This is a genomic window from Microbacterium sp. (genome assembly GCF_036823965.1).
Lineage (GTDB): Bacteria > Actinomycetota > Actinomycetes > Actinomycetales > Microbacteriaceae > Microbacterium.
The window spans coordinates 209824-230587 of sequence record NZ_DAITBE010000007.1; the positions used below are offsets into that span (position 1 = coordinate 209824).

At 69.0% G+C, this 20764-nt stretch carries 19 protein-coding genes and 1 pseudogene; all 20 read right to left on the minus strand.

What is annotated here, in order from left to right:
- Positions 1-133: 133 nt before the first annotated feature.
- Positions 134-1654: a ribosome biogenesis GTPase Der gene (gene der, locus V7Z82_RS13565; protein ID WP_334152063.1), complete on the minus strand. Its 1521-nt coding sequence runs from the start codon at positions 1652-1654 to the stop codon at positions 134-136.
- Positions 1647-2330: a (d)CMP kinase gene (cmk, locus tag V7Z82_RS13570; RefSeq protein ID WP_334152064.1), complete on the minus strand. Its 684-nt coding sequence runs from the start codon at positions 2328-2330 to the stop codon at positions 1647-1649. Before cmk ends, der begins: the two co-directional genes overlap by 8 nt.
- Positions 2323-3456 carry a prephenate dehydrogenase gene (locus V7Z82_RS13575; protein ID WP_334152065.1) on the minus strand — a complete coding sequence of 378 codons (1134 nt, stop codon included), beginning with the start codon at positions 3454-3456 and terminating at the stop codon, positions 2323-2325. Before V7Z82_RS13575 ends, cmk begins: the two co-directional genes overlap by 8 nt.
- Positions 3453-4259: a pseudouridine synthase gene (locus tag V7Z82_RS13580; RefSeq protein ID WP_334152066.1), complete on the minus strand. Its 807-nt coding sequence runs from the start codon at positions 4257-4259 to the stop codon at positions 3453-3455. Before V7Z82_RS13580 ends, V7Z82_RS13575 begins: the two co-directional genes overlap by 4 nt.
- 212 nt (positions 4260-4471) lie before the next feature.
- Positions 4472-5086: an SMC-Scp complex subunit ScpB gene (scpB, locus tag V7Z82_RS13585; protein ID WP_334152067.1), complete on the minus strand. Its 615-nt coding sequence runs from the start codon at positions 5084-5086 to the stop codon at positions 4472-4474.
- The gene (locus tag V7Z82_RS13590) at positions 5076-5912 is read right to left on the minus strand and encodes a segregation and condensation protein A (RefSeq protein WP_334152068.1); all 837 of its coding nucleotides are present in this window, start codon (positions 5910-5912) and stop codon (positions 5076-5078) included. The genes scpB and V7Z82_RS13590 overlap by 11 nt, the downstream gene beginning before the upstream one ends.
- Before the next feature lie 28 nt (positions 5913-5940).
- Positions 5941-6774, minus strand: coding sequence for a ParA family protein (locus tag V7Z82_RS13595; protein WP_334152084.1), 834 nt, complete (start codon positions 6772-6774; stop codon positions 5941-5943).
- Positions 6775-6970: 196 nt separating this feature from the next.
- A complete protein-coding gene (locus tag V7Z82_RS13600) occupies positions 6971-8212 on the minus strand; it encodes an ABC transporter permease (protein WP_334152085.1) in 1242 nt (413 codons plus the stop codon).
- Positions 8213-8346: 134 nt separating this feature from the next.
- Positions 8347-9027, minus strand: coding sequence for an ABC transporter ATP-binding protein (locus V7Z82_RS13605; protein WP_045279900.1), 681 nt, complete (start codon positions 9025-9027; stop codon positions 8347-8349).
- On the minus strand, positions 9024-10598 hold the full coding sequence (locus V7Z82_RS13610) for a hypothetical protein (RefSeq protein WP_334152069.1): 1575 nt from the start codon (positions 10596-10598) through the stop codon (positions 9024-9026). The genes V7Z82_RS13605 and V7Z82_RS13610 overlap by 4 nt, the downstream gene beginning before the upstream one ends.
- Positions 10598-11614, minus strand: a complete 1017-nt coding sequence (locus V7Z82_RS13615) for a hypothetical protein (RefSeq protein ID WP_334152070.1) — start codon at positions 11612-11614, stop codon at positions 10598-10600. Before V7Z82_RS13615 ends, V7Z82_RS13610 begins: the two co-directional genes overlap by 1 nt.
- A 139-nt stretch (positions 11615-11753) precedes the next feature.
- Positions 11754-12656 carry a site-specific tyrosine recombinase XerD gene (gene xerD / locus V7Z82_RS13620; protein ID WP_334152071.1) on the minus strand — a complete coding sequence of 301 codons (903 nt, stop codon included), beginning with the start codon at positions 12654-12656 and terminating at the stop codon, positions 11754-11756.
- A 3-nt stretch (positions 12657-12659) separates the two neighbouring features.
- Positions 12660-13247 carry an NUDIX hydrolase gene (locus V7Z82_RS13625; protein WP_334152072.1) on the minus strand — a complete coding sequence of 196 codons (588 nt, stop codon included), beginning with the start codon at positions 13245-13247 and terminating at the stop codon, positions 12660-12662.
- Positions 13240-14955, minus strand: coding sequence for a CTP synthase (locus V7Z82_RS13630; RefSeq protein ID WP_334152073.1), 1716 nt, complete (start codon positions 14953-14955; stop codon positions 13240-13242). Before V7Z82_RS13630 ends, V7Z82_RS13625 begins: the two co-directional genes overlap by 8 nt.
- A gap of 26 nt (positions 14956-14981) precedes the next feature.
- Positions 14982-16664, minus strand: a complete 1683-nt coding sequence (gene recN / locus V7Z82_RS13635) for a DNA repair protein RecN (protein ID WP_334152074.1) — start codon at positions 16662-16664, stop codon at positions 14982-14984.
- Positions 16661-17581 carry an NAD kinase gene (locus V7Z82_RS13640; protein WP_334152075.1) on the minus strand — a complete coding sequence of 307 codons (921 nt, stop codon included), beginning with the start codon at positions 17579-17581 and terminating at the stop codon, positions 16661-16663. The genes recN and V7Z82_RS13640 overlap by 4 nt, the downstream gene beginning before the upstream one ends.
- A complete protein-coding gene (locus V7Z82_RS13645; RefSeq protein WP_334152076.1) occupies positions 17578-18375 on the minus strand; it encodes a TlyA family RNA methyltransferase in 798 nt (265 codons plus the stop codon). Before V7Z82_RS13645 ends, V7Z82_RS13640 begins: the two co-directional genes overlap by 4 nt.
- Positions 18372-18548, minus strand: a complete 177-nt coding sequence (locus tag V7Z82_RS13650; RefSeq protein WP_334152077.1) for a hypothetical protein — start codon at positions 18546-18548, stop codon at positions 18372-18374. Before V7Z82_RS13650 ends, V7Z82_RS13645 begins: the two co-directional genes overlap by 4 nt.
- 61 nt (positions 18549-18609) lie before the next feature.
- On the minus strand, positions 18610-19647 hold the full coding sequence (locus V7Z82_RS13655; protein WP_334152078.1) for an HAD-IIA family hydrolase: 1038 nt from the start codon (positions 19645-19647) through the stop codon (positions 18610-18612).
- Positions 19647-20764: pseudogene (locus tag V7Z82_RS13660) on the minus strand (primosomal protein); the annotation flags it as partial. The pseudogene V7Z82_RS13660 and the gene V7Z82_RS13655, both read right to left, overlap by 1 nt.

Sequence of the window (20764 nt, forward strand, 5' to 3'; positions counted from 1 at the left end):
CGAGGCGGATCGGCACTCGATCGGTCATACATCGGAACAGGACGCGGTCCGGACGGAACCGTTGACACCGCAACAACCAGACAGGGCGCCCGCATCGCGAAGCGACACGGACACCCTGCGGCGGCGATCGGGATCAGCGCTGGCGCTTCTCGCGGACTCGCATGTTGATGACGATCGGGGTGCCGTCGAATTCGTACAGCTCGCGCAGGCGACGCTGGATGAATCGGCGGTAGCCGGGGTCGAGGAAGCCGGTCGTGAACAGCACGAAGGTCGGCGGACGCGTCGACGCCTGCGTGCCGAACAGGATGCGCGGCTGCTTGCCGCCCCGCAGCGGGTGCGGGTGCTCGGCCACGAGCTCGGCGAGGAAGGCGTTGAACTTACCGGTCGGGATGCGGCGATCCCAGTTCTCGAGCGAGGTCTCGAGCGCGGGCACGAGCTTGTCGAGGTGACGACCGGTCTTCGCCGAGATGTTCACGCGCGGAGCCCAGGCGACGTGCGCCAGGTCCTGCTCGATCTCACGCTCGAGGTAGCGACGACGATCGGCGTTCTCGAGGTCGGTGTCGTTCAGACGGTCCCACTTGTTGAACGCGAGCACGAGCGCACGGCCCGACTCGAGCACCAGGTCGATGATGCGGACGTCCTGCTCGCTGATCGTCTCGGACACATCGAGCACGACCACGGCGACCTCGGCCTTCTCGAGCGCGGCAGAGGTGCGCAGCGAGGCGTAGAAGTCGGCGCCCTGCGCCATGTGCACGCGACGACGGATGCCGGCGGTGTCGACCAGGCGCCACAGCTTGCCGCCGAGCTCGACGATCTCGTCGACCGGGTCACGCGTGGTGCCCGCGAGCTCGTTGACGACGACGCGCTCCTCGCCGGCCGCCTTGTTCAGCAGCGACGACTTGCCGACGTTCGGACGACCGAGGATCGCGACGCGGCGCGGTCCGCCGATCTCGGCCTTCGCGACAGCGGAGACGTCGGGAAGCTTCTTCAGCAGCGCGTCGAGCAGGTCGGCCACGCCACGGCCGTGGATGGCCGAGACCGGGTGCGGCTCGCCGAGGCCGAGGTTCCAGAGGGCAGCCGCCTCGGGCTCCTGGCGAGCGTCGTCGATCTTGTTCGCGACGAGGAAGACGGGCTTGCCGCTCTTGCGCAGCAGCTTCACGACGTGCTCGTCGGTCGACGTGGCGCCGACCATCGCGTCGACCACGAAGAGCACGACATCGGCGAGGTCGATCGCGACCTCGGCCTGCATGGCGACGGAGCGGTCGATGCCGCGCGCGTCGGGCTCCCAGCCGCCGGTGTCGACGAGCGAGAAGCGACGGTCGGCCCATTCGGCCTTGTACGTCACGCGGTCGCGGGTCACGCCCGGGGTGTCCTCGACGACGGCCTCACGGCGGCCGAGGATGCGGTTCACGAGCGCCGACTTGCCGACGTTCGGGCGTCCGACGATCGCCACGACGGGCAGGGCCGGGAAGAACTGGATGCCGCCTTCGCCGGTCGTGATGCCGGCGAGGAGCGCGGCATCCTCATCGTCGAGGTCGTAGTCCGCGAGTCCCTGACGGAGGGTCTCCGCGCGCGCCTCGGCGAGCTGCTCATCGAGCTGCTCCATCTTCTCTGCGAGACGGTCGGGGCCGCCTTCGTATTCGTCGTCAGCCATGGTGTACTCCTCGGGTTCTCTCGATCACCGCGAGAACGGCGTCGATGGTCTGTGGAAAATCGAGCGCGGTCGAATCGACGACCTCGACGCCCTCTGCGGCGTTCAGGAAGTCGACGACGGCGCTGTCTGATGCATCGCGCCTGTGCAGCGCAGCTGCGACGGCATCCGCATTCTCGCCGGCGAGTTCGCCGGCGCGTCGAGCGGCGCGCACCTCGGGCGCCGCGGTGAGCAGGATGCGCACCGGCGCATCGGGAGCGACGACGGTCGTGATGTCACGGCCCTCGACGACGACTGCGGGGTACGGCGACTCGGAGACGAGCGCTCGGAAGAGCTCGTTCACCTGAGCGCGCACCTCTGGGACGCGGGCGACGCCGCTGACGGCGCCGGACACACGGGACTCACGGATCGCGTCCGTGATCTCGATATCGCCGACGCGCACGGTGCGATCGTCGGGGTCGAGCCCCAGCCGCACCGGGAAGTCGGATGCCGCGGCGAGCACGGCATCCGAATCGGCGGTGTCCGCACCGCGCTCGAGCACGTGCCACGCGAGTGCGCGGTAGGCCGAGCCCGTATCGAGGTAGCCGAAGCCGAGGCGACGGGCGACCGCCTTGGAGACGCTCGACTTCCCGGAACCAGCCGGACCGTCGATCGCGATGAACTTCGTTGCGTCAGTCATTCGTGTTCCCCGCGATCCGCCATCCGCGCTCCTGCAGGCCGGTGATGGCCCCGTGCAGGGCAGCGGGCTCGACACTGATCTCCGCCAGGCCGAACTGGGCGCCGGGCGAGTGCTCGAGACGGAGGTCCTCGACGTTGACGCCGATCTCCCCGAGCTCGCCGAACAGACGTCCCAGCTGGCCCGGGGTGTCATCGATCATGACGACGAGCGACTCGAAGCGCTGATTCTGGCCGTGCTTGCCGGGCAGGCGGTCGACGCCGTCGTTGCCCTGGCGGATCGCCTCGGCGACCACGCGGCGCGCGCCGGGGGCAGCTGGTTCGCGGAGCGCATCCGAGACCTCGCGGAGGTCGGCGGCGAGGGAGTCCAGGATCTCGACGACCGGACCGGCGTTCGCGCCGAGGATCTGCACCCAGAGCTCCGGGGCGGATGCCGCGATGCGGGTGGTGTCGCGCACGCCCTGCCCTGACAGGCGCAGGGCGCCCTCGTCGGCCTCGGCAAGACGGCCGGCGAGCAGGCTCGCGACGACCTGCGGCACGTGCGAGGTGAGTGCGACGGAGCGGTCGTGCTCTTCCGGCGTCATCTCGAGCGGCATCGCTCCCACGTCGAGCGCGAGCGCTTCGACGAGCGCGAGATCCGCAGCCTTGGTCTCACCGTCGCGGCAGACCACCCAGGGACGGCCGATGAACAGGTCGGCGCGCGCCGAGATCGCTCCCCCGCGCTCACGACCTGCGAGCGGGTGCGAGCCGATGTAGCGGGCGAGGTCGACCCCCCGCGACTGCAGCGCGCGGAACGGCTCGAGCTTCACACTCGCGACGTCGGTGACGACGGCATCCGGGAAGCGCTCGAGCTCGGCCTGGATGACGTCAGCGGTGACATCAGGCGGAACAGCCACGACGATCAGCGTCGGGCGGTCGTCATCCGCTGCGACGCGGCCCGCGCCGTAGTCGACGGCGAGGCGCAGCTGCGCTGGCGAGGCATCGGTGAGCACGACGTCGGTGCCCTTCGCGCGCAGCGCGTGACCGATGCTGGAGCCCAGCAGGCCGGCGCCGACGATGCGGACGGTGCCCGACAAGCGGGGCGCGACGGATGCCGACTGCCGCCCCGTGGGCACACTCGTATCGGTCACTCGTTCTCCTGCTGCTCGCCTGGCGCCTCGGCGGCACCGGAATCACGGCGCGACAAGGTGAGAAGCGCGCCGAGTTCGATTTTACCCAGTTCACGGGTCTTCCCCGCCGGGAGCGTTCCCAGGTGCAGTGGACCGAACTGCCGACGCACGAGCTCGGTTACCGGGTGGCCGACGGCGGCGAGCATACGGCGGACGATGCGGTTGCGTCCGGAGTGCAGTGTGAGCTCGACCAGGCTCGACCCTCGGGAGGTGTCGAGCAGGCGCGCCTTGTCGGCGGCGATCACGCCGTCCTCCAACTCGACGCCCTTCGTGAGCGTGTTGATCGTCTGCGCGGTGACCGTGCCCTCGACCTTGGCGATGTACACCTTCGTGACACCGAACGACGGGTGCGCGAGCACGTGCGCGAGCTCGCCGTCGTTCGTCAGGATCAGCAGACCACTCGTCTCGGCATCCAGTCGACCGACGTTGTAGAGACGCTCCTCGTACTTCTCGGTGAAGAGGCGCAGATCGGGCCGGCCGTTCTCGTCCTTCATGCTGCTGACGACGCCGGTGGGCTTGTTGAGCATCACGTAGCGCTTGGACACGTCCAGCTGCACCGCGGTGCCGTCCACATCCACGAGGTCGGTCTCCGGATCGATGCGGCGGCCGAGCTCGGTGACGGTCACGCCGTTCACCTTGATACGCCCCTCGACGATGTAGTCCTCGACCACGCGGCGCGAGGCGACGCCAGCGGCCGCCAGCACCTTCTGCAGTCGGACGCCCTCGGGCTGGGTGGAGTCGGTGGAAGCGTCGAAGCCGCTCATCGGGTGGTCCCTTCATGGAAACTGCAGTGCTGTGGCGCGCGGAGGGTGTGGCCCGCGGGAAGATCATGGGTCATCGGATCGTGCTCTCGTCGAAGCAGCACGGTCGCGCAACCGCTGAGCCGCCGGGAGGAATCGAGCACATCATCGGATCGTGCTCTCATCGAAGCAGCACGGTCGCGCAACCACTGAGACGCCGGGAGGAAGCGAACACGTCATCGGATCGTGCTCTCGTCGAAGCCGTCTGCGCCGTCGTCGAGCAGCGGGGAGATCGGCGGGAGGTCGTCGAGCGAGTTGATGCCGAGGTGCTGCAGGAGCGCATCGGTCGTGCCGTAGTTGATCGCACCGGTCTCGGAATCGGCGAAGAGCTCGGTGATCAGCCCGCGAGCGAGCAGCGTGCGGACGACCGAGTCGACGTTCACGGCTCGGATCGAGGCGACCTGGCTGCGCGTCACCGGCTGCTTGTACGCGATCACGGCGAGGGTCTCGAGCGCGGCCTGCGAGAGGCGTGCCGGTGCCTGTCCGCCCACGAACTCGGCGACCAGGTCGTCGTGATCGTCGCGCACGTAGAGGCGCCAGCCGCCACCGACCTCTCGGAGCTCGAAGCCGCGCCGCGGACCGTGCCCGTTGCCGTCGTAGTCGTCGACGAGCGTCTCGACGGTCTGCCGGACAGCAGGCACGGGCGCGCCGACTGCCGCAGCGAGGGCGATGAGGCCGATCGGCTCGTCGATGATGAGCAGGATCGCCTCGACGCGCTCCGCGAGCGGGGTGTCGCGCACGACCTCTTCGGCAACAGTCTCTTCTGCCGCGGGGGAAGTGTCATCGGTCATAGTCGGCTCCCAATGTCGCCAGTGTCTCGTCCGACCAGGAGTCGGCTGCCCAGCGGAGCGTCAGCTCGCCGAGCGGTTCCAGTTGTTCGAAGGAGAGCGCCGCGTGGCGGTAGAGCTCGAGCACCGAGATGAAGCGTGCGACGACGATGCCCGGCTCTCGGACGCCGGCGACGAGCTCGCGGAAGCTCAGCGATTCGGTGCCCCGCAGCAGCGTGACGACGATCGCCGCCTGCTCGCGGATGCTGACCAGCGGCGCGTGCAGGTGATCGAGGCCGACGTGCGGGATCTCCTTCGGAGCGAACGCCAGCAGCGCGAGCGCGGCGAAGTCATCGGCCGTGAGCGACCACACCAGCTCTGGTGTCTTGCGACGGTGCTTCTCGTCGAGCCGTACTGCGCGAACGTGTCGTCGGTCCTCGCGCTGCAGGCAGCGGGCGAACCAGGCAGACACCTCCTTGAACGCGCGGTACTGCAGCAGTCGCGCGAACAGCAGATCACGGGCTTCTAGCAGCGCCACGGCCTCGGCATCGACGAGCTCGCCCTGGGGCAGCAGGCCGGCCACCTTCATGTCCAGCAGCGTGGCCGCGACGACCAGGAACTCCGACGCCTGGTCGAGCTCCTCATCGTCGTCGAGCTCCTTCAGATACGCGATGAACTCATTGGTGACCGCGCTCAGCGAGACCTCGGTGATGTCCATCTCGTGCTTCGAGATGAGGTTCAGCAGCAGGTCGAATGGTCCGTCGAAGTTCGACAGGGAGACGCGGAAGCCGTGCTCCTCGGTCTGGATGATCGGCGCGGCATCGCTCGTGGGCGCCACGACAGAGGTCACGTCGGACGACGCGTCGGCGGGTATCTCGTCAGGCGACGGCGCCACGGGCGACCAGCTCCCGCGCCAGCCGCAGGTACGCCTGCGCCGCGGCGTGCTCCGGCGCGAACTCGGTGATGGGCACACCCGAGACCGAGGCATCGGGGAACTTCACGGTGCGACCGATCACGGTCTCCAGCACGTCGTCGCCGAATGCCTCGACGACGCGCTCGAGGACCTCGCGCGAATGCAGGGTGCGCGGGTCGTACATGGTGGCGAGCAGTCCGTCCATCGTGATCGACGGGTTGAGCCGGTCGCGCACCTTGTCGATCGTCTCGATCAGCAGGGCGACGCCGCGCAGGGCGAAGAACTCGCACTCGAGCGGGATGATCACGCCGTGCGCCGCGGTCAGCGCGTTCACCGTGAGCAGGCCGAGCGACGGCTGGCAGTCGATCAGGATGACGTCGTACTCCCCCGTGACCTGGCGCAGGACACGAGCGAGGATCGTCTCGCGAGCGACCTCGTTGACGAGGTGCACCTCGGCGGCGGAGAGGTCGATGTTCGCGGGCATCACGTCGAGCCCGTCGACGCCGGACGGCACGATCGCATCGTGCGCGTCTCGCTTGGTGTCGAGCAGCAGGTCGTAGATCGTCGGCACGTCGTGCGTCTGGATGCCGAGCCCGGCCGACAGCGCACCCTGCGGGTCGAAGTCGACGGCCAGCACCTTGCGGCCGTACTCCGCGAGCGCGGCGGCGAGGTTGATCGTGGTCGTCGTCTTGCCGACGCCGCCCTTCTGGTTGCAGAGGGCGATGATGCGCGCGGGGCCGTGGGATTTCAGCGGCTCTGGAGTCGCGAACCCGTGATACGGGCGGCCGGTGGGTCCCATGGGAATGTCGTCGGCTTTCTGTGCCTTCGCCCTGGACTTCGCTCTCTCAGCCACCGATTCTCCTGCTCCCTCGTGCTTGATCGATTGTAGCGGCCAGCCTCTTCCTCGGCGTCCCGGCGCGCGGCGTGCTGCCGCGCAGCATCCGTCAGCACCGGTCGATCCGACCGGTCGACCCACACGATCTCGACGTGAGCGATCAGGCTCCGCGCAGCGCCGCCACTGGTTCGATGCGCGCCGCACGACGAGCCGGATACCACCCGGACGCCCAGCCGACCACCGCGCCGAGCACCGCGCCCGCGATCGCGACGAGCGGATCCGTCACCGGCGCCCAGCCCTGCACGGCCGCCACCACGATGACCGCGACCACGCCCACCGCGGCCCCGATGATGCCGCCGATGAACCCGATCACGATGGACTCGATCATGAACTGCGAGCCGATCTGACGGCGGGTCGCACCGAGCGCTCTGCGCAGGCCGATCTCGCCGATCCGCTCCATCACCGAGAGCAGCGTCACGTTCGCGATGCCCAGCCCTCCTGCGAGCAGCGCGATCACACCCAGGATCAGGAACACGACGTTCACGTCAGCCTGAACGTTCTGGCTGAGGTCTGAGGAGGATGCCGGTGCGCGAGCCTCGAGCGACTCCGGATCATCCGGTTGCAGTGCGATCACCGACTGCTTCGCCACCTGCGGCCCCGCGCCGACCGCGATATGGATCGCGAGCTCCGATGGGGCGGCGAGTCCGAAGTCCGCTCGCGCAGCTCCCTGCGGGATGATCACCGAATCCACGAGCTCCGAGCGTCTGTCCATGCCGTCGACGATGCCGATCACGGCATATGCCACCCCGGCGATGAACACCGAGGGCTGGGAGTCGATGCGGTTGATGCCCATCCGCTCGGCAGCGCGCGCGCCGAGCACCGCCACGCGGTCCGCGCGCGCATCGTGTCCGTCGTCGAAGAAGCGACCGGTGACCAGTGCTCCGTCGACGGCGTCGAGGAGATCCTGGGTCGTGGCGAACAGGCGAGGCGATGCCGTGCTCGCCGCGGAGGGGTCGTTCACCGGCACGGCCGTGATCGTCTCACCCTCCGCGAGCTCGACCTCGCCGATGAGCGCTGCGCTGTCGACGCCGGCGAGCAGCTTCACCCGCTCCGGCGAGTCCCACGGCAGGCGTCCTGCCGCCACCGTCGTGTTCTGCTTGCCCGACTGCGCCTTCGCCGCGGTGACGACGACCTGCGTCGCGGCCACACCGTCGAACTGTCGCGCGATCTGCGCCGCCGCGGTCTGCGCGAACCCGAGGGTGGCGACCAGCGAGGCGATGCCGAGCACGGTCCCGAGGATGGTCATCACCAGGCGAGCAGGGCGGGAGCCGATGTCGGCGGTCGCCTCGGCCACGAGATCCTGGAAGGTGAACCGGTCGGCGTGCTTCACAGCCGGCAGCAGCGCCGTCGCCGGATTGAGCGCGGTCTCCGCGCCGTCCTCGGTCGTCGTGTCGGCATCGGGCACCGCGGCATCGTCGTCCTCCGGCAGCGCCGCTTCGACGGCCTTCGACGTCGTTCGACGCCAGGGAATGAGGTTCACAGTTCGCTCAATCTGCCGTCGGTGATGCGGATGCTGCGCCGCGCCCGCTGCGCCACCGCGTCGTCGTGCGTGATCACGATGAGGGTGAGCCCGTCGTCGTTCAGCTCCTCGAACAGCTCCATGACCTCACCGGACGTGCGCTGGTCGAGGTTGCCGGTCGGCTCGTCGGCGAGCAGCAGCTGCGGGCCGCTGACGACCGCGCGTGCGACGGCGACGCGCTGACGCTCGCCGCCCGAGAGCGAGTTCGGGAAGAAGTCGATGCGATGCGCGAGGCCGACGCGTGCGAGTGCCTCCCGCGCCCGGGATTCGCGCTCGCGCCGCGGCACGCCGCTGTACAGCATCGGCAGCAGCACGTTGTCGAGCACCGTGCGCCGCGGCAGCAGATGGAAGGACTGGAACACGAAGCCGATGAACCGCGCTCGCACTGCGGCGCGTTCGTCATCGGAGAGGTCACCCGTGAGAGCGCCGGCGAGCCGGTACTCCCCCACGCTCGGACGATCCAGCAGGCCGAGGAGGTTGAGCATGGTGGACTTGCCCGAACCGCTCGGTCCGACGATCGAGATGTAGTCGCCGGGCGCGACGCTCAGCGTCGCGGCCTTCAGCGCCTGCACCTCGGGCGGACCGGGGAACGACCTCGTGACGTCACGGAGCTCGACGAGCGGTGCGACCGGGGTCACCGGCCCACCACCACCAGATCGCCCTCGTCGAGCTTCTCGTCCACCGGAGTCACCTCGACGGCGCCCTTCGCTGCGAGTCCCGTCTCGACGACGACGATGCGCGTCTTCGCATCCTTGCCGTCACGCGGATCGGATTCGACGACCTCGATCCGGGATTCGCCTCCGGGGCCGGCGGTGAGGGCCGCGAGCGGCACGGAGAGCACATCGCCCTCCGTCGCGCCGACCGCGATCCGCACGCGCACGTTGTTGCCCTGCAGCTGCGTGATCTGCTCCGGAGTGAGCGGATCGGGCTCCAGGAGCACCTCCCAGCGCGCCTTGTTGTCCTTCCCGGGCTTGAGCTCGGAGATCGCGGCGCGATGCTCGGTGCCGTCTGCGAGGTCGAAGGTCGCCTCGGCGCCCACCTGGAGCAGACGCGCATCCGCTTCGGCAGCCGCACCGGTGAGCCGGACCGTCGCACCCGAAACCGTCATCGCAGCGCCGGACAGGATGGCTCCTCGCTCCACGCTCACCGCATCCACGCGCCGCGGAAGCTCGGTGAGGTACAGCACCTCGCTCGACGGCAGGTACGGGAGCACGTTCCGACGCGCCTCCTCGAGTGCCTGATTCGCCGAGGTGACCTGTGCGCGCGCCGCATCGAGTGCAGATCGCTCGGCGCCGGTGTCCTTCGCGGCCCAGAGCTGATCGCGCTCCAGACGGGCCGTCTGGAGGTCCCACTCGGCCTGCTGCACGCCCTCGCCGGACGCCTTCGCCGCGGCCAGGGCCTGCTCGGCCTGAGCGATCTTCACGTCTGCCTGCCAGCTGTCCACCTTGCTCGGACCCGCGCCGGCAGCATTCAGCGCCTGTTGGGCCTGGGATACGCCGCTCTGCGCGGAGCGCACGCCCTCCTCCGCGCCGCGGACGGCCTCAGCCGCTCCCTCTTCAGGAGACGGCGCGGGATAGCCGACCTGCGCGTACAGCTGGCCGACGCCGTTCGCCGTGGCCTGGTCGAAGACATTCGAGTTCACGTCGCCCACGTCGATGCCGAGACCGGCGAGCGCCTGCTTGAGCTGGATGACGTCGGGGCCGGAGACGCCGAAGCGCAGCGTCCGATACGCCGGAAGCTCGCCGGGGAGCACGATCACCGGGCGTCCGACGACCTCCAGCGCCACCGAGAGCGGGTTCAGCGTTGCACCGACCTCCGGCACCTGTCCGGTCACGACCGCCGCGCCGGCGACGGCCGACGTGTCGAGCTTGACCTCCACAGCATCCGCGTAGCCGACGTCGGCCCGAAGCGTCACGTCGTTGCTCAGCGGCCCGAACTCCACCGGCACCGTCACGAGACCGGGGTCCGGCGCGTCGGCGCTCGATGCGTCCGGCGAGATCAGGAAGCGTCCGATGAGCAGCCCGGCGACGAGGCAGATCACGGCGCCGAGCGCCACGATCCACAGTGTGCGATTGCCGCGCAGCACGCGCCGCCATCCGCTCACCCGCGACGTGTCGACCTCGGCTCCGGTCTCCGGCGCGTCGAGATCGTCCCGACCCTCGAGCAGATCCGCCGGCAGCTGTGTGGTGGGGGTGTCGTCCTCCCGCATCACTTGCTCTGCTCGGCAGCGGCCTTGAACGCGTCGAGTTCGGCCTTGTTCTCGGCGATGAACTTCTCCTCGAGCGCGAACTGGATCTTCAGCGACTCCTCCATGTACGAGGTCTTGTTCCGGCAGTCCAGGTCCACCAGCGCGAGCTCGATCTCCCGCTCGCCCAGTGCCTTCATCTCCGGGCTGTCGCTCGGATCGACGAAGTCCGGGGACTCGGTGTCGACGGGCTCGGAACCGTCGCCGTACGCGGTCTCGTACAGGGCATTCTGCTCATCGACGATCGACTGGGTCGCCTCGGACTGCTTCGTGAAGCCGGGCTCGCCGCCGTCTGCCATGCACGCGGCCCATTCGGCGTTCAGATCCGCGAGCTCAGGCGATTCCTGCGTCGTGGTCCAGAACTCCTCCATCTTCGTGCGGATGCCGGAGAACTCATCGCTCTGCCAGACGTCGTCGCCGTCGACTTCGTGCTGCGCCGCACCCTGGCAGCCGCCATCCTCCCAGCGGTACTCGTAGCTGCCGTCCTCGTTGAGCTCGTCCTCCTCGGGAGTGGCGCCGTAGAGCGTCTCGTAGAACGCGGTCTGCTCCGTCTCGGACAGCGTCTCCACGTAGTCCTGATTCGGGTCGACGTACTCCTCGCCCGGGTCCTCCTCCTGCCGCTCGTTGAAGGGACTGTTGACCATGCCGTAGCCGTACTTCTCGACCCACTCGCGCTTCTCCGGCTCCCAGTCGCCGTCAGCGCTGGAGATCATCCCGCCGTTGTCCGTGTTCGGGGTGTACTCGAACCCTTCGTCCGCCATGCATTCGGCGACGAGCTCCTCGACCTTGCGCTGGTTCTCCTCCGACTGCTTCTCCTGCTCCTCGGGAGACAGATCGCCGCCCCATGCGGCTGCCACGTACTTGTTCAGCGGCGAGTCCTCGTATGTGAGGCCATCATCGCCGGGGGTGCCGGTGCATCCGGCGAGGACGAACACCATTGCGGCCGCCGCGAGCGCGGCAAGAGGACCGGTGGAACGCATGTGAGGACTCCTTTGTGCGACCGATTGCAGTCGGAAGCTCTCACAGTAGGGAATCGCAGCACGAGCGCGCGTCCCCCGAAAGGATGACCTCAGTGGATTCGGAGGAATCGGTCCGAGAACCTGGAGTCCGCGGTCGGCGTCACCGCGCGCGGGGGTGCGAGGTCGCGTAGACGTCGCGCAGGGTGTCGACCGAGACGTGAGTGTAGATCTGGGTCGTCGCGACCGAGGCATGCCCGAGAAGCTCCTGCACGACGCGCACATCCGCACCGCCCTGCAGGAGGTGCGTGGCGAACGAGTGACGCAGCGTGTGCGGCGAGACCTCTGTCGTGATCTGCGCCCGTTCGGCCGCAGAACGAATCACCAGCCAGGCGCTCTGTCGGGAGAGCGGCGCTCCGCGCAACCCCAAGAACAGACGGGCGGACGCGCGCCCGTTCGCCGCGAGCTGCGGCCGCACCCTCGTCAAGTAGGCGTCGACCGCGGCGCGTGCGTACGAGCCGATCGGCACAATGCGCTCCTTCGAGCCCTTGCCGCGCAGGCGCAGCACGTCGCCGTGCGCCAGGTCGTCGACGTCGAGTCCGACGGCTTCCGACACGCGCGCACCCGTCGCGTACAGGAGCTCGAGCAGCGCCCGATCACGGATGCCGGCCGGCTCCTCCGCAGAAGGGGCGGCGAGCAGTCGCTCGACCTGGTCGATGGTGAGCGCCTTCGGCAGACGCTGCGGGGCCTTGGGCGGGCGCAGCCGACCACTCGGATCGTCGGCCTCGATGCCTTCGCGCACGAGGAAACGGTGCCAGCCGCGCACGGAGGACTGCAGTCTCGCAAGACTCGTCGCCGCCGGTGCCGGCACCGAGCCCGCACGCTCGGCGATGAACCGCCCGATCACGACCGGCATCACCTCGGACGAATCGGTGAGCCCCTCCGCCCGCAGCCACTCGACGTAGCCGCCGAGATCACGGCGATACGCCGAGACGGTGTGGATGCTCAATCCGCGCTCGATCGTGACGTGACGCAGGTAGGCATCGAGCGCGCGTTCGAGCTGCATCGGCTAGCTCCGGTCGCGCTGCCTCAGCGAGGTCGCGAGCACTCCGATGCTGAGGATCCCGTTGCGCATGCGTCCGGCGAGCACCGCCTCGACCGCCTCCTCGAGCGGAACCCACTCGACGCGGATGTCGGCCTCTTCATCCTCGCGAGCGTGTGCCGCAGGAGCTGGAGCGACGCCGGTCGCGAGGAACAGATGGATGACTTCGTCGTTGCCGCCGGGAGTCGTCCAGGAGGAGACCAGCGGTTCCCAGTGCTCGGCGACGAGATCCGCTTCCTCAGCGAGCTCGCGACGGGCCGCCTCGAGCGGCGCCTCCCCCGCGATGTCGAGGAGCCCAGCGGGAAGCTCCCAGTCACGATGACGGATCGGATGCCGGTACTGCTGGATCAGCAGCACACGGCCGTCGTCGTCGAGTGCGACGATCGCCACGGCACCGGTGTGCGCGACGTACTGGCGACGGATCTGTCCGTCGCCGTAGCGCACCAGGTCGTCACGGACGTCCCACACTGCTCCCTCGTAGACGAGGTCGCTGCGGAGCACGTCCGGCCGGAACGGCTCGTCGCGGAGCTGCTCGCCGGAACCGGACTCAGGCATCTGCGCTGACGTCGAACAGCTCGCTCGACCGGTGACGGTCGATTGCGGCGCCGATGAGTCCGCGGAACAACGGGTGCGGATCTGTCGGGCGCGAACGCAGCTCCGGGTGCGCCTGCGTTGCGATGTAGTACGGGTGCACGTCGCGCGGCAGCTCGACGTACTCGACCAGGTCGAGCTCGGGGTTCAGTCCCGAGAACACCAGGCCGGCTGCCGAGAGACGGTCGCGGTAGGCGTTGTTGACCTCGTAGCGGTGGCGGTGACGCTCGGATGCCTCAGGCGCGCCGTAGAGCTCGCGGGCGATCGAGCCCTCGGCGAGTGCTGCCTGGTACAGGCCGAGACGCATCGTGCCGCCGAGGTCTCCGCCGTCCAGGATCTCGATCTGCTCGGCCATCGTGGCGATGACCGGCTCAGCCGTCTCCGGGTCGAACTCGCTCGACGATGCGCCGACGATGCCGGCCACGTCGCGGGCGTACTCGATGACCATGCACTGCAGGCCGAGGCACAGACCGAGCGTCGGGATGCCCTGCTCGCGGGCGAACTTCAGCGCGCCGAGCTTGCCCTCGATGCCACGGATGCCGAAGCCGCCGGGCACGCAGATGCCGTCGAGCTCGGCGAGCTGCTCCTGAGCCCCCTCCGGCGTCTCGCACAGGTCTGACGGGATCCAGCGGATGTTGACCTTGGTCTCCTGCGCGAAGCCACCGGCTTTGAGCGCCTCGGTGACCGAGAGGTAGGCGTCGGGCAGATCGATGTACTTGCCGACCAGCCCGATCGTGACCTCGTGCTTGGGGTTGTGCACGGCGTGCAGCACCTTGCTCCATCGGGTCCAGTCGACCTCGGGCGCGGCCTTCTGGTCGAGACCGAGGCGTCGCACGATGTACGAGTCGAGACCCTGATCGTTGAGCGTCGACGGGATGTCGTAGATGCTCGGCAGGTCGACCGTGTTGATGACGCCCTCGACGTCGACGTCGCACATGAGCGCGATCTTGTTGCGGTTGCTCTCGCTCACGGGGCGGTCGCTGCGCAGCACGAGCGCGTCCGGCTGGATGCCGACCTGGCGGAGGGCTGCGACGGAGTGCTGCGTCGGCTTGGTCTTCTGCTCGCCGGACGCCCCCATGAACGGGACCAGCGAGACGTGCACGAAGAACACGCTGTCGCGGCCGAGCTCGTGACGGAGCTGGCGAGCGGATTCGAGGAACGGCTGGGACTCGATGTCGCCGACCGTGCCGCCGACCTCGGTGATGATCACATCGGGGCGCGGCTCCTCGGAGGCCTGCAGGCGCATTCGACGCTTGATCTCGTCGGTGATGTGCGGAATGACCTGCACGGTGTCGCCGAGGTACTCCCCACGGCGCTCGCGAGCGATGACCTGCGAGTAGATCTGGCCGGTCGTGACGTTGGCCGCCTCGGACAGATTGATGTCGAGGAAGCGCTCGTAGTGGCCGATGTCGAGGTCGGTCTCGGCGCCGTCGTCCGTGACGAAGACCTCGCCGTGCTGGAACGGGTTCATGGTGCCCGGATCGACGTTCAGATACGGATCGAGCTTCTGCATCACGACGCGGAGACCGCGGGCGGTGAGCAGATTTCCCAGGCTGGCGGCGGTGAGCCCCTTACCCAAAGACGAAACGACACCACCAGTCACGAAGATGTGCTTCGTGGTGAAAGAGCGCTGGTTCGTGTCGTTTTCAGGTCCCGCAGAAGAAGAGTTCATCACGGGCTTCAATCCTAACAGTTCGGTCAGACCCCGAGGCTGAGAAGTTCTCGGGCATGGGTGAGTGCGGCATCCGAATCGGTCAATCCGGACAGCAGTCGGGCCATCTCGGCTTCCCGATCTGCACCCTCGAGACGACGGACGCTCGAGGCGGTGACCGCTCCGTCATTGGCTTTCACGACGGAGAGGTGGTTGGTGGCGAACGCGGCCACCTGCGCGAGATGTGTGACGGCGATGACTTGCGATTTCTCTGCGAGCCGGGCGAGTCGCCGTCCGACCTCGATCGCGGCGGCGCCGCCGATGCCGGCGTCGACCTCATCGAACACGAAGGTCGGAACAGGATCGGTTCCGGCGATGACGACCTCGATCGCGAGCATCACGCGTGAGAGCTCTCCACCGGATGCTCCCTTCGCGACCGAACGCGGCTCCGCCCCCGGATGCGGGGCGAGCAGGATCGACACGTCGTCGCGTCCGCGCGTGCTCTCTGCGCCCTCCGTGACGGCCACGACGAGCTTCGCATCGGGCATCGCGAGGGCGCGCAGCTCTTCGCTGACCGCCGTGCCGAGTCGCTCGGCCGCACTGGTGCGAGCTGCGGTCAGTGCCTCGGCATCGGCGTCGAGCTCTGCGCGTACCCGGTCGCGCTCCTCGATCAGCCGGTCGACCCGCTCGCCGTCGTCATCGAGTTCGGCCAGCCGCGCCGACCCGGTCTGCCAGACCTCGAGCGCCTCGTCGAGCGACCCGTGGGCACGGATCAGCACACCGAGCGCCGCCCTCCGCTCCTCGACCGCTGCGAGCTCATGCGGTCCGGTCTCGTCGAGGTCGGCGAGGTATGCGGAGATCTGCCCTGCGGCATCCGCGATCCGGTAGCCGATGTCGGCGACCACGGTCGCGATCTCGGCGAGCTTCGGGTCGGCCGCGCGCTCGAGTGCGCGGCGCGCTTCAGCGACCAGCACCGTCGCGTCCGGCTCGCCCTCTTCGTTCGAGAGGGCGCCGTGGGCGAGCGATGCGGCGAGGCGCAGTTCCTCGGAGTTCGCGAGTCGCTCTGCTCGAGCGCTCAGCTCCTCGTCCTCGCCGGCTTCCGGTGCTGTCGCCTCGATCAGGGCGAGTGCCTCGCGCAGTCGCGATGCCTCCTCGGCCCGGCGGTCGCGGTTCTCGGTGATCTCGGCGATCTCGGCGTCGAGCTCGCGCCACCGTGCGAACGAGGCGGCGTACGCCGTCGACGCCGTCGCGATCGGTGCACCGCCGAAGCGGTCGAGCGCATCTCGCTGTGCGGCTGCCGAACGCAGCCGCAGCTGCTCGGACTGACCGTGCACGACCACGAGCTCCTCAGCGAGTGCCGAGAGCACGCCAGCCGGGGCAGCCCGTCCACCGACGCTCGCTCTGCTGCGCCCTTCAGCGCTCAGCGTGCGTGACACGTAGAGTTCCGCGTTGCCCGCACCGGCGGGCTCGAGCTCTCCCCCGGCATCCGCCACGATGTCGGCGACATCGCCGGTCTCCGGAACGATCCAGACACCGGCGACCGAGGCCTGTGCCGAACCCGCGCGCACTGCTCCGGAGTCGGCGCGCTGCCCGAGCAGCAGGCCGAGGCCCGTGACGACCATGGTCTTTCCCGCGCCGGTCTCGCCGGTGATCGCGGTGAACCCTGGGCCGAGGGGCAGCACGGCATCGGCGATCACGCCGAGCCCCTGCATCCGCATCTCCTCGATCATGGCTGCTTCCCCTGTTCCTGTCCGCGCCATCCCTCGACCGGCAGCTGGAACTTGCGCACCAGACGATCGGTGAAGGCGCTGGGATGCAGGCGTGCGAGGCGCACGGGACGAGAGGAGCGCCGAACCACCACACGCGCTCCCGGCGGAAGCTCGTGAGAACGCCGGCCGTCGCACCAGAGGATTCCCGACCCGTCGGTCCGCTCGAGCATCTCGATCGCGACCGCGGCGTCCGGACTCACGACGAGCGGCTTCGCGAACAGCGCATGAGCGGAGAGCGGCACGACCGCGATCGCCTCGACGGAGGGCCAGATCACCGGTCCACCGGCCGAGAAGTTGTACGCGGTCGATCCGGTGGGCGTCGAGATGACCATGCCGTCGCACCCGAAGCTCGACAGCGGACGTCCGTCGACCTCGAGCACGATCTCGATCATGCGCTCACGGCTGGCCTTCTCGACCGTGGCCTCGTTCAGGGCCCAGGTCTCGTAGATGACGGCGCCATCGGCGTCCTTCACCCGAACGGACAGAGCCATGCGCTCCTCGACGCCGTAGTCGCGGGCGATGACCCGACGCACAGCGTCGTCCATGTCGTCGCGCTCGGTCTCGGCGAGGAAGCCGACGTGGCCCATGTTGATCCCGAGGACGGGCGCATCGCTGCCGCGGACCAGTTCCGCCGCGCGCAGGATCGTTCCGTCACCGCCGAGGACGATCGCCAGCTCGAGGTCATCGGTGCCGACCGATGCCCCCAGCACGTCCACATCGGCGAAGATGCCGTCGACGGCGGAGAGCTCGGTGCGGTCGTCGGCCGCGAGCACCGGACGGGCTCCGGCGTCGCGCAGCGCCTCGACGACGCGACGTGCGGCCTCGACCGTTTCGGCGCGGCCCGCATGGGCGACGACCAGGATGCAGCGTTCGTTCATCGTCCTCCTGCCAGTGCGTTGATGCGGTCCAACCATTCTGTCGGATTGGTACCGCGGCCCGGCGCGAGATGCACGAGATACTCCGCATTCCCGTGCGTCCCGAGAATCGGGGACGGAAGGATGCCGAGCATTCCGAGACCGGCGTCCCAGGCGCTCCACACGGTGCGGGCGACCGCGTCTGCGCGGGTCGCAGGGTCGGTCACGAGTCCGCCGCGCACCGCGGTGCGGCCCACCTCGAACTGCGGTTTCACGAGCAGCACGATGTCGGATTGCGGTGAGGCGACAGCCGCGACGGCCGGCAGGACGAGTTCGAGCGAGATGAACGCGAGGTCGCCGACGATGAGGTCGGGAGCGTCGGGTTCCCCCGTCGACGCGGCCAGGTTCTCCGCGGTCATGTAGCGGACGTTGTACCCCTCGACCGCGACCACGCCAGGATCGGCGGCGATCGTGGCGGCCAGCTGCCCGTGCCCCACGTCGACCGCCAGCACACGCCGTGCGCCGCGTTCCCGGAGCACCTGCGTGAAGCCGCCGGTCGAGGCGCCCATGTCGAGCGCCAGACGTCCTTCGACAGGGAGCGAGAAACCGTCGAGCGCGGCGATCAGCTTGTGAGCTGCGCGTCCGACGTAGTGGTCCGTGGCGGCGACGGTGATCTCGGCGTCGTCCGGCACCGAGGTGGAGGCTTTGATGATCGGGCGACCGTTGACGCTGACGAGCCCGTCGGCGATCAGCGTTGCAGCGTGTGTGCGCGAGCGGGCGAGTCCGCGGGAGGCGAGAGCGGCGTCCAGTCGCGTCATCGGGTACCGGGGGTCTCCCGCTGGTCGAGCTTCGCACCGCTGTCGAGGCGGCGGGACAGCTCGTCGTGCATCGCCGAATAGGCATCGGCACGGGCGGGCAGCGGCTGACCTTCGATCAGGCGCAGGCGACTCCACAGGCCGTCGGTCGGCGCACTCGTCGTCTCATCGCTCACGGTTCCACTGTACGCGGCGCCCACGACAGGTGGCGGAGGCACGGCGGATGATGGCGGGCGATCAGGGCCGGTGGAAGGGGTCGTCGTAGAGACGCTCGGGCACGCGCAGCACGAAGACCGGGGTCCCGGATGCCCAGATGGCAGCCGCTCCCGCCCGGAGCAGGTCGATCTGCTCTCCCGATTCCGAGACGATCACCACGTCGGCACCCGTCACTCGTACGGCAGCGCCGTTCACGGAGAAGACACCGTCCTTCTCGAAGATCTCCGGGTACGGCCGGTGCAGGTCGCGAAGATCCGCCAGGATGTACGTCGGACGCGAGCCCTCGGGAGCGGCCAGCACATGCTTGGGCCGGTCGATCCCGGTCAGCACGAGCGCCGAGTCGATGCCGACCCGGGACGCGCCCATGATGTCGGTGTCGAGCCGATCGCCGATGAACAGCGCTTTCTTCGCGTCGAAACGGGCAAGCGCGACCTCGAAGATCGGCGCCTCCGGCTTGCCGGCGACCGTCGCAAGTCGGCCGATCGCGGTGTGCACAGCGGACACGAGTGTGCCGTTGCCCGGAGCGACGCCGCGCTCCCGGGGGATCGTCCAGTCCGTGTTGGTGGCGATCCACGGGATGCCGCCTTCGTCCTCGGGGAGCTTCAGCGCGAACGCGGCCTCGGCGAGATCCGTCCAGGCCACTTCGGGCGCGAATCCCTGCACGACGGCGCTCGGGGAATCCTCCGCGCTGCGAGTGACCGTGTAGCCGGCCTTCTGCAGTTCGTCGACCAGGCCATCGCCGCCGACGACGAGGATCGTCGCCGGCGCAGGCACGATGCCGGCGAGCAGGCGCATCGCGGCCTGCGGGCTCGTGACGACGTCAGCGGGCGCGACCGAGAGGCCGAGGCTGCTGAGATGCTCGGCGACGGATGCATCGGTGCGCGAGGCGTTGTTCGTGATGTACCCGAGCCGCGCGGACTCCCCTGCCGTGTTCAGGCTCTCGACCGCGAACGGCAGCGCACCCGGACCGGCGTACACGACGCCGTCCAGGTCCGCGAGAACCGTATCGACGCCGTCGAGCGGCGTCGCCGACGAACGCTTCCGCGAGAACAGCGCCACTACTTGTCCTGTCCTGCCTCGTCGTTCTCGCCGAGCAGCTCACGAACCTCGTCCTCCACGGTCTGGTCGTCGACGGGAGCTTCGGAGTCGGCTTCGGCGTCGGCGGATGCATCGGCATCCGATTCAGCGTCGTTAGCCTCGGCGTCATCAGCGTCGGCGTCATCAGCGTCGAGGAATTCGCCCTCGATCATGCTGTCTTCGATGAAGATCTCCTCATCGCCGGCCTCGTCGACACCCAGTGCCTCGGCGGCAACCTCGGCGCGATGCGCCCAGAACTCGGCTTCGTCGTTGCGGCCGAGGTCCTCGAGGACTGCGGCACGTGCGGCGAAGAGCGACGGGCTCCACTCGAAGGCGCGATCGGGATCGAGTTCAGGGATCTCGAGCTCGCCGAGCGCCAGTTCCAGATCGTCCTGGTCGAGACGGGCTCCCGACATCGCGATCGCGAGGGCGACGCGGACCGGCGTCGGAAGCGCGGAACGATCGACAGCGCGACCGGTCTCGAGCGCGCGGTCGGGACGGCCGATGCCGCGCTCACTGTCGACCATCAACGCGATCTGGTCATCCTTGCCGGAGATCCGGCGGAACGTGCGCAGCTCGCGCAGAGCCAGAGCGAAGTCCTCGGTCGCATAGGCGGTGATGCCCAGCGTCTCGCGGACGATGGCGATGCGGCCCGCGCGACGGGATGCCGCCAGCGCGTGCTCGTGAGCGAGTGCAGGATCCTCATCGATGAGACGGGAGGCCATCGCCAGGTGGCGTGCGACCTGCTCCGCGTTCTCCTTGCTCAGCGTCTTCAGCTCGTTGCGAGCGGACGAGTGGAGATCCTGCGGGGTGACGTCCTCCGGAACGAACGGGTCGTTGTGACGGGGACGCTCATCTGCGGCCTGGACGGGACGCTCACGGCCCGATCCCCCGCGCTGCGGGTAGGAGCGTGCGCCATCGCGGCTGGACCCACCGTCACGACGGGGACCGGAATCGCGGTTGTTGTCGCGGTTGTAGCCGCCCTCACGACGAGGAGCGGAATCGCGGTTGTTGTCGCGGCTGTAGCCGCCCTCACGACGTGGCGCGGAATCGCGGTTGTTGTCGCGGCTGTAGCCGCCCTCACGACGTGGCGCGGAAT